The sequence below is a fragment of the Sinomonas terrae genome (genome assembly GCF_022539255.1).
Taxonomy (GTDB): Bacteria; Actinomycetota; Actinomycetes; order Actinomycetales; family Micrococcaceae; genus Sinomonas; species Sinomonas terrae.
On sequence record NZ_JAKZBV010000001.1, the window covers coordinates 4038283 to 4054523 of the forward strand.

Genomic DNA, 16241 nt, shown 5'->3' on the forward strand with positions numbered 1-16241 from the left:
GGTGCCGCCCGGTCCCAGCAGGCATCTCTCACACCCTGAGTGCGAGGAGGCCGAATTAGTACACCTTCTGAACTATAGGGCGGTGTCCCGGCTCGATCAAGGCTCCTCGAGTCGTTTCAGCCCTCGAACCGCTCCGGCCGGAACGTCTCCAGCATCGGATGACGCTCGCCCCTCGAGACCTCGTACGAAATCAGCTCGCCAGCGATCAGCGCAAGGGTCGCACCCGAATGGGTGAAGGCCACGTAGCACCCCGGGACCTTCTCGAGCTCCCCGAACACGGGCTCTCCATCGCCTGGGATCGGCTTGAGGCCGATCTTCCAGGAGTTGGCCTTGAGACGGGGCGTTCCCTTGAGCAGTCGAGAAGCCTCTCCGAGGAGCTCCTCGACGACCGGCTCGGGGATCGAGTACTGACCTGAAGCGTCCCGCACGATGTGCTCCTCGTACCAGTCATGGTCGATCGCGATGGTCTGCCCCGGATTCGGCCGGACCGCGGCCCGGGGCGTGTTGAGGACGGCCCGGACGTCATGGTCGAGCGGCTCGGTCACCACGAGCATCGAGACCGGAGAGGCATTGCCGATGTGCACGCCGAGCGGAGCGACGACGTCCGGCGTGTGAGGACCGCAGGCGACGACGACGGCGTCGACTGCGATGGCACCGAAGGCAGGGGTGACGACGGCGGCCGCACGCCCGTCGTCGTCGACCTCGACCCGCGCCGCGCCCGCGTTGGTCTTCAGGGTCCCCCCTCGCTGCGTGAATTCCACGATGAGGTGCTCGATGAGATGCGGAAGGCTGACCCATCCTTCACCTGGGTTGAAGACCGAAGTCTCGGCAAGCGCAGCCGCGTTGAGGCCGGGGGTGAAGGATGCGATTGACTCGGGCCCGACGAGGTGGGAATCGTAGGCGTGCGATACTTCGTACTCGTGCCGGGCGACCGCCGAGGCAGCGTCGTTGTCCCAGTACACGCCGCCGCCGAACTGAAGCCACTCTCGGGACGGATCCTGGGCAAAGAGGCTGCGGTAGCGGTCAATGCCCGCCATGCGCAGCGCATGGTACTCACGGCTCCTTGAGCCGGCGGAGTTGAGCCAGGACAGCGAGCGGCCTGAGGCGCCGGAGGCCAGTTCGCCTTCGGTGACGAGGGTGACGTCGGCACCGGAGCGGAGCAGGTGGACGGCGGTGGAGACTCCGATGGCGCCGCCGCCGATGACGGCGACGTGACGCGGGTTCTGATTCATGGTTCTTCCTCTGGTGTCGTTTTTCAGATGTGTGCGAGCGAGCGGATCGGGGTCGTCGCGTGCAGTTGGCGGATGATCCGCAGGGTCTCGAGAGCATCGGCAGGCTCGACCGGGACGGGGCTGTCCCGGTGCAGCGCATCGGCCAGAAGGCGGTAGAAGGCGGGGTAGTCGCCGGGCCGAAGGCCGACGTCGACGCCGGAACTACCGTCGGAGAGCCTGGCGGGCTGGCGGGTTGGGACGGCGCCGTAGCCGGGCTTGGAGGGGTCGGCGCCTGCAGCGAGGGCCGGCTCTTGGCCGTCGAGGCCCCACGACGTGAAACCTGCCCGGCTGCCCAGGATGTGGAACCTCGGCCCGAGTGCCGGTGCGAGGCCGTTCATCCAGAGCCGGCTCACCACCCCGGAGGCGTGCTGCAGTTCCGCGAAGCTGTCCTCGTCCGCGCCGGGGCCGTCGCTGTGCCGCCGGAGGGTTGCCCTCGCCTCCTCGACGGGGCCGAAGAGCTGGACCGCCTGGTCGATGAGGTGGCTGCCGAGGTCCGTCAGGAGGCCCCCGCCGTCGTCGGCCCGGGCGGCGTCGCGCCAGTTGCCGAAGCCCTCTGGGCGCCACCATTCGAAGCGGGACTCGAACGTGCGGATCTCGCCAAGCCGCCCCGACCCAACCAGGTCGGCGACCGTCAGGAAGTCCCCGTCCCACCGCCGGTTCTGGAAGACGGTCAGGAGGACTCCGGCGTCCGCCGCGGCGGCGATCATCGCCTGGGCGTCCTGAACCGAGGGCGCGAAGGGCTTGTCGACGACGACGTGGAGTCCGCGTTCGACGGCGGCGAGCGCCTGGTCGCGGTGGAGCGCGGGCGGTGTGCCGAGCACCACGAGGTCGAGTTCGAGAGTGCCGTCGTCGACAAGCTCGAGAAGCCTTGCGTAGTCCGCCACGATCAAGGCCTCGGGGAAGCGACTGCGTGCGGCTGCGATCCTCGCCGGATTGCCGGTCACGATCGCGTCCACAGAGTACGCCGGGTTCGCGCCGAGGAGCGGGCCGTGGAACACACCGCCCGAGACGCCGAAGCCGACGATCACCGTCTTGATGGTGATCCGGGCATTGCGAAGAACCATCACAGCACCTCGGAGAGGAAGCGCTGGAGGCGGGTCGACTGCGGACGGTCGAAGATGTCCTCTGGGGTGCCGGTCTCGACGATCTGGCCCTCGTCCATGAACACGACCTGATTGGCAGCGCGTCGGGCGAAGCCCATCTCGTGGGTGACCACGACCATCGTCATGCCGCGCCCGCTGAGGCTCGCCATGAGGTTGAGCACCCCGTTGACGAGTTCGGGATCGAGCGCAGAGGTCGCCTCGTCGAAGAGCATGACCTGCGGTTCCATCGCGAGGGCGCGTGCGATAGCGACACGCTGCTGCTGGCCCCCGGAGAGGTCTCGGGGCTTGTGGTCGGCGCGCTCCCGCAGGCCGACCTCGGCAAGCCGGGCTCGGGCGAGCTCGAACGCCGTCTTCTTCGGGAGCCGCTTGACCTTCCACGGGGAGAGGGCCACGTTCTCGAGTGCCGTGTGGTCGGGGAAGAGGTTGAAGTGCTGGAAGACCATTCCGATCTTGCGGCGAAGCTGGTCCGGGTGCTTCCCGAGGGTCGAGGCACCGTCGAGGATGACGTCCCCCGACTTCGGCTCGTGCAGCCGGTTGATGCCGCGCAGAAGGGTTGACTTGCCCGAGCCAGAAGGCCCGATGATGCAGGTGGTTGTCCCGGGGTCGACGCGCAGGCTGATATCCCGGACGACCTCGACATCGCCGTAGGCGAGAGTGAGGTCCTTGAGTTCGAGCCCGGCCCCCGTGTAGGCAGGCGCCGGGGCAGTCGTTGTGGCCGCGGCTGATGGTGATGATTCAGTGTGCATGGTTCTGTCCCTGGTCCGTCGACGGGTCTCCGTGGGGGTGGTCATGGTCAGGTGTTCTCCGCGACTGTGCGGACCGGGTCGAGCTCTGCGACCTCGCGGAGCCCGGATACCGGCGGAGCGGCCTTTCGGCGTCCTGTGCGGAACCGCTGGTCGAAGTAGTTGACGAGGTGCGTGAGAGGGACGGTGATGACGAGGTAGAACAGGCCCGCGAGGACAAGCGGCGAGAGGTTCCCGCTCAGGACGGCGGCGTCCTGGCCGACGCGGAAGAGCTCGCGCTCTGAGACGAGCAGGCCGAGGAAGTAGACCAGGCTCGAATCCTTCACGATCGCGATGAACTGGTTCACGAGCGCCGGGAGAACGCGCCGAATTCCCTGCGGAATGACGACGAGGCGCATCGCCCGACCGTAGCCCATCCCGAGGGCGCGGCAGGCCTCGAGCTGGCCTCGGTCCACGGCTTGGATGCCGGCTCGGAAGATCTCCCCGATGTAGGCGCTTGAGATCAGGCTCAGCGCGATGATCCCGAGGGGATAGGGGCTCGGGCCGAAGATCTGCTGGCTCAGCCGGGCGAACCCCTGGCCGATCAACAGGATCGTGAGGATGGCCGGGAGGCCACGGAAGAGGTCTGTGTAGATCCGGGCCGGCCACCGCAGCCAGCCGACAGGGGAGATGCCCATGAGGGCCACGACCATGCCGACCACACAGCCAATCACCGTCGCGGAGACCGAGATGACGAGGGTGTTCTTGAGTCCGACCTGCAGCAGCTGAGGCAGGACGTCTCCCATCGCTTGGAAGTCGAAGAAGGTCTTGAGGAGGTTGTCGAGCTGATCCATCGTGATGCCTTCCGCGTGCTTACTGGTCGGAGGCCGGCAGGTACTGCTTCGGCATGGGCGAGCCCGGGAACCACTTCTGGTAGAGGCGCTTCCACGTGCCGTCTGCCATCGCAGCCTTGAGCGCCTTGTTGATTGCATCCTTGAGCGCGGGCTTGTTCTTGGCGATGGCGAAACCCGCGGGCGCGTCGAACGAGGGGATGTCCACGGCGTCCTTGAGGCCGAACTTCGAGACGTAGTCCTTGGCGGCCTCGTAGTCGAGGAAGTGCGCGTCGATCGTGCCGGAGTTGAGCGCCGCCACCGCGGAATTGTTGTCGGGGAACCGGACGAGGTTGGCTTCGGGGAAGTTCTTCATCGCGTACGTCTCCTGCAGCGTGCCCTGCACGACGCCGAGACGCTTGCCCTTGAGGCTGTCCGTGTTCGTGACCGACGACATCTTTGCCGTGAGGACCGTCAAGTAGCCGGCGAGGTAGCCGTCGGAGAAGTCGACGGTCTGCTGGCGTTGGGGCGTGATGCCGATTGCGGCTGCTCCCACGTCGAACTGGCCGTTCGCCACTGCGGGGAGGATCGCCGAGAAGTCCTGCCCGGTGAAGACTACGTCGTTGATGCCCATGCGGTGCGCGACGTCGGTGAAGAGCTCAACGTCGAACCCGGTGAACTTCCCCGAGGCGTCGGTGAACGTGTAGGGCTTTGAATCCCCGACGCTCGCCACCCTGAACTGCCCCGGAGTGATCAGGCCATAGGGGTTGCCGGCAGAAGCGGTCGACGACGCGCTGCTCGCCCCGCCGCACGCGGTCAACGAGAGGGCCAGTGCTGCGGCCGCCGCGAGCGCCGCTGTCTTGATGCTTTTCATGAAGGTCGGTCCGTTTCTCTTTGTGAGACCGGTCTCAGTAGGTCAGTTGAGACCGGTCTCTGTTTGCGGGATGATGTGACTGTACTTACGTCACGGTGTGGCGTCAATCTCTTTTCTCGGATCGGATGGGCAGATGACGAAGCGCGAGCCGCCAACCAAGGAGGCCACGGTTGCCGATGTGGCGCGCGCGGCCGGGGTGTCCAAGGCCCAAGCCGCGCGGGCGCTCGGCGGCTACGGGGCGGTCAGCGAGCAAGTTCTCTCCCTCGTGGTAGCGGCTGCGGAGCAGCTCGGCTACCGGCCGAACCAGCTCGCGAAGAGCATGAACACTGGCCGCTCGAACTCGATCGGGGTCGTCGTGGGAGACATCGAGAATGCCCACTTCGGCCTCGCACTCCGCGGAATCTCTGACGAGGTCCGCGGCGCCGGCTACACGGTCGTCCTCGTGAACACGGACGAGGACTTGGCAGCCGAGGCCGCCGCGGTTCAGGAGCTGCTCCAACAGCGCGTCGCCGGCCTCATCGTCGCCCCCTGCTCGAGCACCGAGACCTCCCATCTTGAAGCTGCGCAGGCCGGCGGCCGCGCCGTCGTCCTCTTTGACCGCGGTATCCATGACCTGGCCCTCGACACGGTCCGTGTCGACTTCGAGCATGCGGCCCTCCGGGTCGGGCGGCTCCTCCTCGACGCGGGCCACCGCCGCATCGGGTACGTATCAAGCCAGCGCGCGCGGGCCGCCTACGCCCATGGGATGGACCTGGGCTTATCCCCCGTCGCCGACCGCGTGGAGGGGATCGAACGGGCCTTCAGGGAGGCAGGCGCGGAGTGGGACCCGGCACTCGTGAAGCTCAACGCCACCTCGGACGATGCCCTCGCCAGCGCGTGCGCAGAGCTGCTCGATCGCCCAGACCCTGCGACCGCCGTCGTCTGTTCGGACAGCCTCATCGCCCTCGGCGTGCTCGGACAGATCAAGCGCCGAGGGCTCCGCATCCCGGACGACATCTCTGTTGTGGCCTACGACGATTTCCCTTGGACCGAGCTCATTGAACCGCCCCTCACGGTCGTGGCTCAGCCGGTCTATGACATGGGGCGCGAGGCGGCGCGCGCACTTCTGCGCAGACTCGGCCACCGAGTCCCCGCGGAACAGCTGCCGCTCAGAGCCAACCTCATCGAGCGAGCCTCGGTCGGCGCACCGTCACCCGCTGCTGACAGAATCCCCCAAAGCTGATAGATCGTAGAGCAACGACGCCACGACCCACGAGGAGCGAGCCCGTGACCACGAACAGCAACGCAGCTGAGCCCGGCTATCGAGTCCTGAATCCGGCGACGGGTGAGCTGGTCGAGTCCTTTCCGACCGCGTCCGACGACGAGGTCGAGGCCGCGCTCGCCGCGGCCACGGCGGCGTACCAGACCTGGCGCGACGTCCCGATCGAAGAGCGCGGGAAGGTCCTGGCCCGGGCCGCGGACCTGTTCGCGGAACGCGCCGAGGACCTCGCCCGCATCATCACCACAGAGATGGGCAAGCCCCTCTCGCAAGCCAAGGCCGAAGCCGAGTTCGCGGCCGACATCTTCCGCTACTTCGCCACGGAAGGCCCCCACCTGGCCGCAGACCAGGAGATCAAGACCCTCTCCGGCGGCCGCGCCCGCATCCAGAAGCTCCCCATCGGCCCCCTCCTGGGCATCATGCCCTGGAACTACCCCTACTACCAGGTCGCCCGGTTCGCTGCCCCCAACCTCATGCTCGGCAACACCATCATCCTCAAGCACGCCGAAACCTGCCCCCGCTCCGCCCTCGCCATCCATGACCTCCTCAGAGACGCCGGCGTCCCCGAAGGCGCCTACACCAACCTCTTCGCCAGCCACGCCCAGGTCGCCACCGTCATCGCCGACCCCCGCATCCAGGGCGTCTCCCTCACCGGTTCAGAACGCGCCGGGGCAATCATCGGCGAACTCGCGGGCAAGAACCTCAAGAAAGCCGTCCTCGAACTCGGCGGCTCCGACCCCTTCGTCGTCCTCGACGCCCAGGACCCCCGGGAAATCGCCGACACCGCCTGGGAGACCCGCATGGAGAACACCGGCCAGGCCTGCAACTCCAACAAGCGCATGATCGTGGCCGAACCCCTCTTCGAGGATTTCGTCGCCCAGCTCACCGCCCGCGCCCAGAACCTCGCACCCGGGGACCCCGCCAACGAGGAAGAAGGCACCTACGCCCCGCTCTCCTCCCGAGCCGCCGCCGAGACCCTCGCCGAGCAGGTCCGCGACGCGGTGGAGAAGGGCGCGACCCTGCACGCCGGCGGTCACCTCGCCCAGGACGGCACCGCCTACTACTCCCCCACGGTCCTCACCGGCATCACCCCTGCCATGCGCGCCTACCATGAAGAGCTCTTCGGCCCCGTCGCGGTCGTCTACAAAGCCGCCGACGACGACGAAGCCCTGCGCCTCGCCAACGACACCCCCTACGGCCTCGGCGGCGCCGTCTTCTCCACCGACCCCGACCGCGCGACCCGCCTCGCCCAACGACTCGACGTCGGCATGGCAAACGTCAATACCCCAGCCGGAGAGGGCCCCGAGATCCCCTTCGGCGGCGTCAAGCGCTCCGGCTTCGGCCGCGAACTCGGCCCCCTCGGCATGGAGGAATTCGTCAACAAACGCCTCCTCTACACCGCCGACTAAAGGGTGCCCTGCCAACTGGAGTGGCCAGCTGGGGTGGCCGATGGTCGGCGCACGACGACGGCACGTATCGGGGAAGGGGCTCCGCCGGGAAGGAGGGGGTTGCCCCCGGCGGACCTGAGGCCAACCGGCGGACCTGAAGCTAATCGGCGGAAATCAGCCGAACCCGCGAGAAGCTCGCCCTAACCGCCGGAAGTCAGCCCGAAAGCCTCACCGAGCGAGCCCTGCCCAACCCAGCGCCTCGCGCTGCCCTCTGGGAAGCGATGCGACGACGAGATCGTACGAGTCCTCGACCATGTCCCGGACCGCTTCGTCGCCCAGATCACCGTCGAGCCTCACGCTGTTCCAGTGCTTCTTGTTCATATGCCACGCCCCCGTGATCTCGGGATGCACGGCCCGCAGCTGGATGGCGAGGGCAGGCTCGCACTTGAGCGAGATCGAGAGCGGCTCGGCGTCGGCCCGCATCGCGGCGAACATCTTGCCCTCGACGGCGGAGCCCGCCGAGGCCGGCGAGCGCACCTTGTACACAGCGATCTCCGGGCCGAACGGGTAGTCCTCGTACGCCCCTGGGAACGACAGGCAGAGCCCTCTCACAGCTTCGGCGTCCATTGCCCCAGCGTAGCGGCGTCAGGCGCGATGACCGCGGGTCCGGCGCCAGACTTCCTGGGCGGGGCAGGCATTCATGACGACGTCGAGCCCGGCGGCCTTCGCGCGCGCGGCGGCGGCCTCATCGATCACCCCGAGTTGGAGCCACACTGCTTTGGCCCCCACGGCGATCGCCTGATCGACAACGTCCCCGACGCGCTGTGAGTTCACAAAGCAGTCGACGACGTCGATCGGCTGCAGTTCCGCGGGGATGTCGGCGAGCTTCGCGTAGCCCTTCTCACCGTGGACTTCCTCGCCGCGGAGGTTCACGGGGATGATCTGCTGGCCGAGGTCATCGCGAAGGAACTCGGCTACCGAGTAGGCCGCGCGCCATTGGTTCTGGGTGAGTCCGACGACGGCCCAACGGCCGGGCGTATCCATGAGGCGTTCGATGACGGCGGGATCGTTGACATGTCCCATAAACCCACTCTACGCCGGTACGCCGACGGCGGCGTGGCCGCTGGGAGCCACACCGCCGTCGATGGGAACTGCTGCTGAAGCCTCTTGCTAGACCTTCGCGACAGCCTTGCCTTCCTGGTCCACGTAGCCGTAGAGCTCCGGGAGGATGAACTTGGCCGCGAGGAAGCCGATGAGGGAGAGGATCGAGACGGCCAGAGTCGCACCGACCTTGCCCCACGAGGCGGTCATGATCGGGAACACGAACGCGCCGAAGAACGAGGCGCCCTTCACGAACACGTAGCCGAAGCCGGAGGCCGTACCGCGGAACCGGGCAGGGGCGACCATGGAGGTGATCGTCATGCCGTTGGAGGCATCCCAGTAGTGGCCCCACATGAGGGTGCAGGCGCCGAGGACGATGAGCCACTGGATGTTGGCGCCGAGGGCGAACGCGCCGAGCACGAGGCCTGCGAACGCGAGGCCGTAGCCCCACATCGCCACGCCACGGTGGCCGATCTTGGAGATCATCATCGGAGCGGTCAGACCGGAGATCGTCGCGAGGACGTAGATCGCGGCCGTGACGAAGTTGGTGCCCGTGATGTTGGTCGTGTGGCCGCTACCCGCCACGCCGACGCCGGCGGTGACGAGGATGACCGGGAGGTAGAACCCGAACGCGGTGAACTCGGCACCCTGGCAGGCGTTGGAAATCCAGCCGAAGATCGTGGCCCGACGCTTGGTCTTGTCAGCCCAGATGACCTTGAGGAAGTCGCCGACCTTGGGCCGCTCCATGACGACGTTCTCGTTCGGCAGCATGTCGAGCGAATCGTTGAAGAGGTTCTGGGAGACCTCCTTGGCCTTGATGAACTGGCCGCGCTGGATGAGCGAGAGCGGGGTCTCGGGGAGGTCGAGGCGGGCAAGCAGGAGGAAGATGGCGGGCAGGGCGCCGATGGCCAGCGCGACGCGCCACAGGATGGCGTGGTCCATGCCGGTCATGTACATGATCGTGATGACCACGATCGAGAAGACCTCGCCGAGCCCGAACATGAACTGCCAGCGGCTGCCCATGACCTCGCGGGAGCCCTTCGACATCGACTCCATAATGTAGGCGTAGCCGTTGGAGATGTCGCTGCCGAGCGGGATGCCGATGAGGAACCGGAGGATGATCAGGTCCCAGACGTTCGTCGAGAAGCCCTGCGCGACGGCGAGGATGATGAACAGCACCATCGTCAGGATGAACACGCGCTTGCGGCCCAACCGGTCGGCAACGTAGCCGCCGATCAACGCGCCGATGAGGGCACCGCCCTGGACACCGGCAGTGACAAGGCCGAGCTGCACGGCCGTCGGGTGGTACTCGGCGGAGATGAAGACGAGGACGAAGGAGATCGCGTACAGATCCCACGCCTCGATGAGAATCGTGGCAATCATCATCCAGCCGCCACGGCGGCTGGACGAAGTGCCGTCCTTGTTCAGAAGGACCTCGGTTGCCTCGTCGGACAACCGTCGGATGGTGGTCTGATCCATCATCGCCTTTCTTGCTGGCAACCGGCGCACGCTGCACCAGCCGGCGAGGCGGTGTGAGTTGACGCCATAGTCACTCCTTGATGGGGGTGGTTTGCATCTGCTTCGCTTGTCCCAGATGCGCTATAGATCATATCTAAGATCGTGATTTGTGCAACAGCTATGATGTAGAGAGCGATCGCCGCTGATCTGTAGGAGTTCTTATGCCGGTAGTAGGTCCCCCCAAACCCCTTGAAGGGGCCCCGGCCGCGACCGGCCTCCACGGCAAGGTGCTCGACCGCATGGGTTCCGCGATCGCCGACGGGCTCCTGCCGGTGGGCAGCGTCCTGCAGCTGGAAGAGCTCGAAGAGCGCTACGCCGTCTCGCGTTCGGTCGTGCGGGAAGCCGTGCGGGTTCTGGCCTCCATGGGTCTCGTCGCGATGCGCCGCCGGGTCGGCGTCCAGATCCTGCCCACGAGCGAGTGGAACGTCTTCGACCCCCAAGTGATCCGCTGGCGGCTCGACTCCTCGAACCGCTTTGCGCAGTTGCGCTCGCTCATCGAACTGCGCAGCGCCATCGAACCCGAGGCCGCACGGATGGCCGCGCTCCGGGCCCCCCAAGAGCGCGCCGCGGAGATCCTCACCCTCGCCGGAGAGCTCTGGGCTGCCGGTCAGGACACCAACAGCGAACGCTTCCTCGAGCTCGACATCGAGTTCCACCGGCTCGTGCTTGCCGCCTCCGGGAACGAGATGTTCGCTGCCCTGTATCCGCTTGTCGGCGAGGTTCTCGCTGGCCGGACGCACCACGGCCTCATGCCAGAACGCCCCCACGCGGAGGCGCTTGAACAGCACATGAGCGTGGCTGTTGCGATCCAACGTTCGGACCCGGACACCGCCCATGCCGCCATGCGGGCCCTCATGAGCCGCACCATGTCCGAGGTCAGCGAGCAGTTCGGCGCGGGCGAGAACCTGACGCTCGACGAGGCAAGACAGCCCTAGGCCGCTGCCCTAGGTTGTCAGCCCTAGGTTGTCAGCCCGCGCAGAGGCAGAACGGGTGGCCGGCCGGGTCGAGAAAGACGCGGAACGTGGTCCCGGGCTGATGCTCGTGCTTCGTGGCCCCGAGCTCGACGACGGCGGATTCGGCCGCGTCGAGATCGTCGACGACCACGTCCAGATGCATCTGCTGGGGCAGTTCCTGGCTGGGCCAACGGGGAGGCGTGTAGTCCTCGACCTTCTGGAAGCAGATGCAGTCACCGTAGTCGGCCCGCACCTCCGCCCAGCTGAGGTCATTGTCCACATCGACCTTCCAGTCCAGCATCGCGCCGTAGAACCTCGCTAGCGCACCGGGATCGGGACAGTCGATGACAAGGCTGGGAAGACGTGCGATCGCCATGGCGACACTCTAGTGCCGGGCGCCGACCGCGGCGAGGGCCCGTCCGCCGTTGTTGCCCTGCTGATGCCCGAGAGCTCCGGCAGCGGCAGAGGCGATGCGCTGGCCCGCTCCCGAGGCCACCGCGATGGCCTCCTTGACGGGAGCCGAGGCGAACGGCGCGGCAATAGCCTGGGCCGTCGCGGCCGCTTCCTGAGCGACGTGCCGGCCGCGGCTCGGAGCCGGATCCGCCCGGTGCCGTGGAGCGGGCGGCGGTGCGACCACGTCGCCGACATCGTGCGCGACGCCAGAGAGCGCATCCTCCATATGAGCCGCGGCCGGCGCCACAGCTCGGGCGGCCTCGGCTTCCGCTTGCCCCACCGCCGTGGAGGGCCGTACGACGTCGGGGCTCGCCGCGGCGTCCTGCGACCCACCGGCTGAGGGAGCGGCGCTGGGATCCTCATGAGCTGCACTACTGCCGCCTGCCGCGGCAGCGAAGGCCTGAGCCTGATGGACGACGGCGTCCGCCGGCGAAGAAGCCTGGGACTGCGCCGAGGAGTCGGCGCCCAGCTGGGGAGCCACAGCGCTGCGGGCGTCGGCCTGAGGTGCGTTCGCCGAGTAGTCCACACCGCCGAGGGCCGCCACTCCAGAGGCGCTGAGGCCGACGCCGGCAATCACCGCCACGCTGATGGCGGCGCCACGGTGCCGCTTCCGGACGGGGAAGGGAACGACCGGGGCCACCTGCGGCGAGAGCTTGCCCACAGCCGCTTCCGCCGCCCGGCTCGCGGAGCGACTCGAGGCGACTCCCCCCGGAGCCGCGGTTCCGTGCGCGAGGAGTTCGGCGAGCGCACCGGTGGGCGCGGGTGCCTCAGCCGGGCACAGCTCGCCGAAGGACTCAAGCGTACGGGTGAGCGCGCCGTCGTCCGCCAGACCGGCATCGGCGAGGATATCCGCCACTGCTTCCCGCATCGATTCGCTGCTCACTGTGCCATCACCCCTTCCGAAACAATCTCGCGCAACGCCTTGAGGCCCCGCCGTTGAAGCTGTTTGACCGCGCCCGGCGTCTTGCCGAGCACGCTCGCGACATCCTCGACGCTGAGTTCGCCCACGATCCGCAGCATCAGGACATCCCTCTGCTCGGGCTTCAACGCCCCGATGAGCAGATGTGCATCCGTCTGCCCTGTCCGGACAAGCGCCTCCGACTCGGCTGATGGGACGGCACGCATGTCGAGAAGCGGGTCGTAGTCCACGCTGCGCGGCCGGCGTTCGACCCGGCGGTAGTAATCCACCACCCGCGCATGCGCGACCGAGAAGACGAAGGTGCGAAGCCCGGCCACGCCGCCGGTGATCTCGCCGATCCGGGGAAGGACGCTCAGGAAGACGTCCTGCATGAGCGCCTCCGGGTCATCCACACCGCGGGCTCCGAAGTAACCGAGGACCGCAGGTGCGAGGCTCTGGTAGACACGGGCGAAAAGCTCCGTCTCCGGCAGAACGCCCGCGACCAAGTCGCGATCCGCGAGCGAATCCGGCACTGATCCCCGCTCTCGTCGAGAACTCCCCATTGGCCGTCTCAGTGTACGGGCACGGAAGCGTTCTCGTCCCGACTGCTGGAGACATGAAGAAGCCGGGCTGGAACATGATGGGGGACAGATTCCAGCCCGGCTTCCACGTATGTCATCGTTCGGGATGGCCTGGGGGTTACGCGGGTACGAGATTTTTTTTGAAGAATTTTTTTCCGGTCAGTCGATGAGGTCCCGGACCACGATCGTCTGGTCCCGGTCGGGGCCGACGCCGATGGCCGAGAAGCGCGTCCCCGAGAGCTTTTCGAGGGCCAGGACGTAGTCGCGAGCGTTCGCCGGGAGTTCGTCGAGGGTCTGGGCGCCGGAGATATCCTCGGTCCAGCCGTCGAAGTACTCGAAGATGGGCTTGGCGTGGTGGAATTCGGTCTGCGTCATGGGCATCTCGTCGTACCGCACGCCGTCGACGTCGTACGCAACGCACACCGGGATCTTCTCGATCCCCGTGAGAACGTCGAGCTTCGTGAGGAAGTAGTCGGTGAAGCCGTTGACGCGCGAGGCGTGCCGCGCGAGGACCGAGTCGTACCAGCCGCAGCGGCGCGGACGGCCCGTGTTCACGCCGTACTCGCCGCCGGTCTTCTGGAGGTACTCCCCCATCTCGTCGAACAGCTCGGTCGGGAACGGACCAGCGCCGACGCGGGTCGTGTACGCCTTGATGATCCCGATCGCGCGGGAAATGCGCGTGGGGCCGATGCCCGAGCCGACCGAGGCGCCGCCCGCCGTCGGATTCGACGACGTCACGAACGGGTACGTGCCGTGGTCGACGTCGAGGAACGTCGCCTGGCCTCCCTCCATGAGGACGACCTTGCCGTCGTCCAGCGCCTTGTTGAGCTCGTAAGTGGAGTCGACGACGAGGGGACGCAGGCGATCCGCGAAGCCGAGGAAGTACTCGACTGTCTCGTCGACGCTCACCGCACGGCGGTTGTAGACCTTGACCAGCAGCTCGTTCTTCTGGTGGAGAGAACCCTCCACCTTCTGCCGCAGGATCGACTCGTCGAAGACGTCCTGCACGCGGATGCCCAGACGCGCGACCTTGTCCATGTACGCGGGCCCGATTCCGCGCCCGGTGGTTCCAATGGCGCGCTTGCCGAGGAAGCGTTCCGTCACCTTGTCGAGCGTCTGGTGGTACGGGGCCACGAGGTGGGCGTTCGCCGAGACGCGCAGGCGCGACGTGTCGCCGCCCCGGGCCTCGATGCCCTCGATCTCCTCGAAGAGCGCCTCGAGGTTCACGACGCAGCCATTGCCGATGATCGGGATCGCGTTCGGGCTCAGGATGCCAGCGGGAAGGAGCTTGAGCTCGTACTTCTCGCCGCCGACGACGACGGTGTGCCCCGCATTGTTGCCGCCATTCGGCTTGACCACGTAATCCACGCGGCCCCCGAGCAGATCCGTCGCCTTGCCCTTGCCCTCATCGCCCCACTGGGCTCCGACGATCACGATTGCTGGCATGGATTCCTCCCCGGGTACGCCTTACGGTCCTCTGGCCGAGAGCCTTCATGCGAAAGCCCCGTCTCTTACGCGCACCTCCCACCGAAGCTGCGCGGCAAAATGCCGGGGCTCTTGCCACCCAAGTCTACCGAAGCACCGCGTGAAGTGCCGAAGACGGGGGAACCATCAGGCATGGCAGATTCCGTGGACGATCATCGGGGTTCGGGCGGCAAGACCCGCAATGCGGCGGAGGACGGCGCCCGCACCGTCGAGGAGGGGGCCGAGAAGGCCTCGCGCTCCCCCTGGGCCACCGGAGTGGCCCGCGTCGGATTCGTCTTCGTCGGGCTCCTCCACGTGCTCATCGCGTGGCTCGCGGTGCAAGTGGCCCTCGGCGGGAGCAACAACCACGCCGACGAGTCCGGCGCCGTCGAGCAGATCGCCTCGGCGCCCGGCGGCCCCGTGATCCTCTGGGGTGGGACGCTCTGCTGCGCCGCGCTCGCCCTCTGGATGTTCTTCGAGTTCTTCGCCGAGTGGCGCCGCCACGGAAAGCCGACGAAAGGCCTCGGTCCCGGGGGAACCGGCGTTGCCTACGCCGCGCTTGCAGTGCTGTTCGCGACGTTCGCGCTCGGCAACCGGAAGAACTCGAGCCAGCAGTCTCGCGAGATCACGGCGACGCTCCTCGCGGTGCCTCTCGGCGTCGTCGTCCTCATCATCGCCGGGCTCGTGCTGCTCGGCGCCGCAGGGTACTTCGGCTTCCGCGGGTTCACGCAGTCATTCTTGGGGAAGGACGCCCAGCCGGAGCCCTCGGTGCCGGGGTGGGTGAAAATCGTCGGAAGCGTAGGGTACGTCGCGAAGGGCGTGGCCCTGGCCGTGCTCGGGGTCTTGGTCTTCGTCGCGACCGCGAACCACAACCCCCAACAGCAGACGGGCCTCGACGGCGCCCTCAAGAGCCTCGCGGGTCAGCCGTTCGGCGGGTGGATCCTGGGCGCCGTCGCGATTGGCCTGGCCTGTTACGGCGTGTACTCGGCGGCAAGGGCAAAGTACGCCCACTTCTGACCGTTTCGGGTACACGAACTCCCCCCTTCTGACCGTTTCGGGTACACGAACTTCCCTCATTCGCCATCTCGGGTACACGAACTGGCGAGCGCTTCAAGAGGCCGACGACGACGCAAGCCGACTTCCGCCGTCGTCCGCGCTTTGCGCTTCTTCCCGCGTTCAATGCAGCAGGACTAACCGCTCTCGGTCGTCCGCCGCCGTATCAGGGCGCGGGCGGCCGGCAGCGAGCCGACCACAATCAGCACGAGCGCCACGTCCCCGAACACGAGCGGCTTCCCGGGGACCACAAACGTGGCAAGGGTGACCGGCGTGCTGAGGATCAGCGCCCAGCCGGCCCAGCGTGGCACCGCCCGCGCGCGCATCAGCACGATGCCCAGCACGACGTAGGCGGCAAGGTGGCCCACGATGTACACGACGAGGAACACCGACATCACGGCGTCGGAGCTGAAGGCGTCGTACAGCGACGCGTACGTCATCCGCTCGGGACGCAGGGCCATCGCGTACCCCAGATCCTCCAGAGCCGTCAGCGCGGCCAGCGGCAGCCACCCGAACACTCCGAGCAGGCCGCCGATCACCGAGCCCCAGGGCCTCTTCGGATAGGCCAGCACGGCCAGCCCGACAACGCTCACGGGCAGCAGGAACGAAGCCGCGACGAACCCGACCAGATGGAGCACATTGCCGAGGGCAGGCTCTGCCGCGTTGCCCGCGATCGTCGCCTCACCGTTGGCATGGACCGCCGGCTCGAGCAGGCCCCCGACAGCAAACGCCACTGGCCCTGCGACCACGCTCACGGAGAGGATCCACCGGACC

Annotated in this window: 17 protein-coding genes; 4 read left to right on the forward strand and 13 right to left on the reverse strand. The window is 67.3% G+C overall.

The genetic code is table 11. The features are described 5' to 3' along the window. Positions 1-116: 116 nt before the first annotated feature. Genes L0M17_RS18665 through L0M17_RS18685 form a run of 5 tightly spaced genes read right to left on the reverse strand, consistent with a single transcriptional unit; the run spans position 117 to position 4800 of the window. Complete coding sequence (locus L0M17_RS18665; RefSeq protein WP_241055884.1) at positions 117-1232, reverse strand: NAD(P)/FAD-dependent oxidoreductase; 1116 nt, start codon at positions 1230-1232, stop codon at positions 117-119. A gap of 23 nt (positions 1233-1255) precedes the next feature. Continuing rightward, positions 1256-2335, reverse strand: a complete 1080-nt coding sequence (locus tag L0M17_RS18670) for a Gfo/Idh/MocA family protein (protein ID WP_241055885.1) — start codon at positions 2333-2335, stop codon at positions 1256-1258. Further along, positions 2335-3120 (reverse strand): amino acid ABC transporter ATP-binding protein, encoded by a 786-nt coding sequence (locus L0M17_RS18675; RefSeq protein ID WP_241055886.1) that lies wholly within the window; start codon positions 3118-3120, stop codon positions 2335-2337. Before L0M17_RS18675 ends, L0M17_RS18670 begins: the two co-directional genes overlap by 1 nt. Before the next feature lie 47 nt (positions 3121-3167). After that, entirely contained in the window at positions 3168-3950 is a 783-nt protein-coding gene (locus tag L0M17_RS18680; protein WP_241055887.1) for an amino acid ABC transporter permease, read from the reverse strand. A gap of 19 nt (positions 3951-3969) precedes the next feature. Next, complete coding sequence (locus L0M17_RS18685; protein WP_241055888.1) at positions 3970-4800, reverse strand: ABC transporter substrate-binding protein; 831 nt, start codon at positions 4798-4800, stop codon at positions 3970-3972. 133 nt (positions 4801-4933) lie between these two features. Between L0M17_RS18685 and L0M17_RS18690 the strand changes: the two genes are divergently transcribed. Both L0M17_RS18690 and L0M17_RS18695 read left to right on the forward strand, forming a co-directional pair. Further along, the gene (locus L0M17_RS18690) at positions 4934-6022 is read left to right on the forward strand and encodes a LacI family DNA-binding transcriptional regulator (protein ID WP_241055889.1); all 1089 of its coding nucleotides are present in this window, start codon (positions 4934-4936) and stop codon (positions 6020-6022) included. Between the two features lie 44 nt (positions 6023-6066). Then, on the forward strand, positions 6067-7467 hold the full coding sequence (locus L0M17_RS18695) for an NAD-dependent succinate-semialdehyde dehydrogenase (protein ID WP_241055890.1): 1401 nt from the start codon (positions 6067-6069) through the stop codon (positions 7465-7467). A gap of 207 nt (positions 7468-7674) precedes the next feature. Here the strand turns inward: L0M17_RS18695 and L0M17_RS18700 are convergent, their stop codons facing one another. From L0M17_RS18700 to L0M17_RS18710, 3 genes are all read right to left on the reverse strand, one after another. Next, positions 7675-8073 carry an MmcQ/YjbR family DNA-binding protein gene (locus L0M17_RS18700; protein ID WP_241055891.1) on the reverse strand — a complete coding sequence of 133 codons (399 nt, stop codon included), beginning with the start codon at positions 8071-8073 and terminating at the stop codon, positions 7675-7677. 18 nt (positions 8074-8091) lie between these two features. Further along, a complete protein-coding gene (locus L0M17_RS18705; RefSeq protein WP_241055892.1) occupies positions 8092-8529 on the reverse strand; it encodes a CoA-binding protein in 438 nt (145 codons plus the stop codon). Between the two features lie 87 nt (positions 8530-8616). Next, entirely contained in the window at positions 8617-10026 is a 1410-nt protein-coding gene (locus L0M17_RS18710; protein WP_241055893.1) for an MFS transporter, read from the reverse strand. 200 nt (positions 10027-10226) lie between these two features. Between L0M17_RS18710 and L0M17_RS18715 the strand changes: the two genes are divergently transcribed. Next, entirely contained in the window at positions 10227-11000 is a 774-nt protein-coding gene (locus L0M17_RS18715; protein WP_241055894.1) for a FadR/GntR family transcriptional regulator, read from the forward strand. A gap of 31 nt (positions 11001-11031) precedes the next feature. On the opposite strand, the gene L0M17_RS18720 is transcribed toward L0M17_RS18715, so the two are convergent. The 4 genes from L0M17_RS18720 to L0M17_RS18735 all read right to left on the reverse strand — a co-directional run bounded on the left by L0M17_RS18720 (position 11032) and on the right by L0M17_RS18735 (position 14396). Continuing rightward, positions 11032-11394: a VOC family protein gene (locus tag L0M17_RS18720; protein WP_241055895.1), complete on the reverse strand. Its 363-nt coding sequence runs from the start codon at positions 11392-11394 to the stop codon at positions 11032-11034. 9 nt (positions 11395-11403) lie between these two features. Next, a complete protein-coding gene (locus L0M17_RS18725) occupies positions 11404-12354 on the reverse strand; it encodes a hypothetical protein (RefSeq protein WP_241055896.1) in 951 nt (316 codons plus the stop codon). Then, positions 12351-12902, reverse strand: a complete 552-nt coding sequence (locus tag L0M17_RS18730) for an RNA polymerase sigma factor (protein ID WP_241055897.1) — start codon at positions 12900-12902, stop codon at positions 12351-12353. The genes L0M17_RS18725 and L0M17_RS18730 overlap by 4 nt, the downstream gene beginning before the upstream one ends. 207 nt (positions 12903-13109) lie before the next feature. Next, positions 13110-14396 carry an adenylosuccinate synthase gene (locus L0M17_RS18735; protein ID WP_241055898.1) on the reverse strand — a complete coding sequence of 429 codons (1287 nt, stop codon included), beginning with the start codon at positions 14394-14396 and terminating at the stop codon, positions 13110-13112. 171 nt (positions 14397-14567) lie between these two features. Between L0M17_RS18735 and L0M17_RS18740 the strand changes: the two genes are divergently transcribed. Further along, on the forward strand, positions 14568-15431 hold the full coding sequence (locus L0M17_RS18740) for a DUF1206 domain-containing protein (RefSeq protein ID WP_241055899.1): 864 nt from the start codon (positions 14568-14570) through the stop codon (positions 15429-15431). Between the two features lie 173 nt (positions 15432-15604). Here the strand turns inward: L0M17_RS18740 and L0M17_RS18745 are convergent, their stop codons facing one another. Further along, positions 15605-16222, reverse strand: coding sequence for a hypothetical protein (locus tag L0M17_RS18745; RefSeq protein ID WP_241055900.1), 618 nt, complete (start codon positions 16220-16222; stop codon positions 15605-15607). Positions 16223-16241 lie beyond the last annotated feature (19 nt).

Excerpts from the sequence above, each read along its gene's own strand:
- L0M17_RS18675 (WP_241055886.1), bottom strand. The coding sequence starts at position 3,120 with ATGCACACTGAATCATCACCATCAGCCGCGGCCACAACGACTGCCCCG.
- L0M17_RS18700 (WP_241055891.1), bottom strand. The coding sequence starts at position 8,073 with ATGGACGCCGAAGCTGTGAGAGGGCTCTGCCTGTCGTTCCCAGGGGCG.
- L0M17_RS18735 (WP_241055898.1), bottom strand. The coding sequence starts at position 14,396 with ATGCCAGCAATCGTGATCGTCGGAGCCCAGTGGGGCGATGAGGGCAAG.
- L0M17_RS18670 (WP_241055885.1), bottom strand. The coding sequence starts at position 2,335 with ATGGTTCTTCGCAATGCCCGGATCACCATCAAGACGGTGATCGTCGGC.
- L0M17_RS18720 (WP_241055895.1), bottom strand. The coding sequence starts at position 11,394 with ATGGCGATCGCACGTCTTCCCAGCCTTGTCATCGACTGTCCCGATCCC.
- L0M17_RS18740 (WP_241055899.1), top strand. The coding sequence starts at position 14,568 with ATGGCAGATTCCGTGGACGATCATCGGGGTTCGGGCGGCAAGACCCGC.
- L0M17_RS18715 (WP_241055894.1), top strand. The coding sequence starts at position 10,227 with ATGCCGGTAGTAGGTCCCCCCAAACCCCTTGAAGGGGCCCCGGCCGCG.
- L0M17_RS18665 (WP_241055884.1), bottom strand. The coding sequence starts at position 1,232 with ATGAATCAGAACCCGCGTCACGTCGCCGTCATCGGCGGCGGCGCCATC.
- L0M17_RS18710 (WP_241055893.1), bottom strand. The coding sequence starts at position 10,026 with ATGGATCAGACCACCATCCGACGGTTGTCCGACGAGGCAACCGAGGTC.
- L0M17_RS18705 (WP_241055892.1), bottom strand. The coding sequence starts at position 8,529 with ATGGGACATGTCAACGATCCCGCCGTCATCGAACGCCTCATGGATACG.
- L0M17_RS18680 (WP_241055887.1), bottom strand. The coding sequence starts at position 3,950 with ATGGATCAGCTCGACAACCTCCTCAAGACCTTCTTCGACTTCCAAGCG.
- L0M17_RS18690 (WP_241055889.1), top strand. The coding sequence starts at position 4,934 with ATGACGAAGCGCGAGCCGCCAACCAAGGAGGCCACGGTTGCCGATGTG.
- L0M17_RS18685 (WP_241055888.1), bottom strand. The coding sequence starts at position 4,800 with ATGAAAAGCATCAAGACAGCGGCGCTCGCGGCGGCCGCAGCACTGGCC.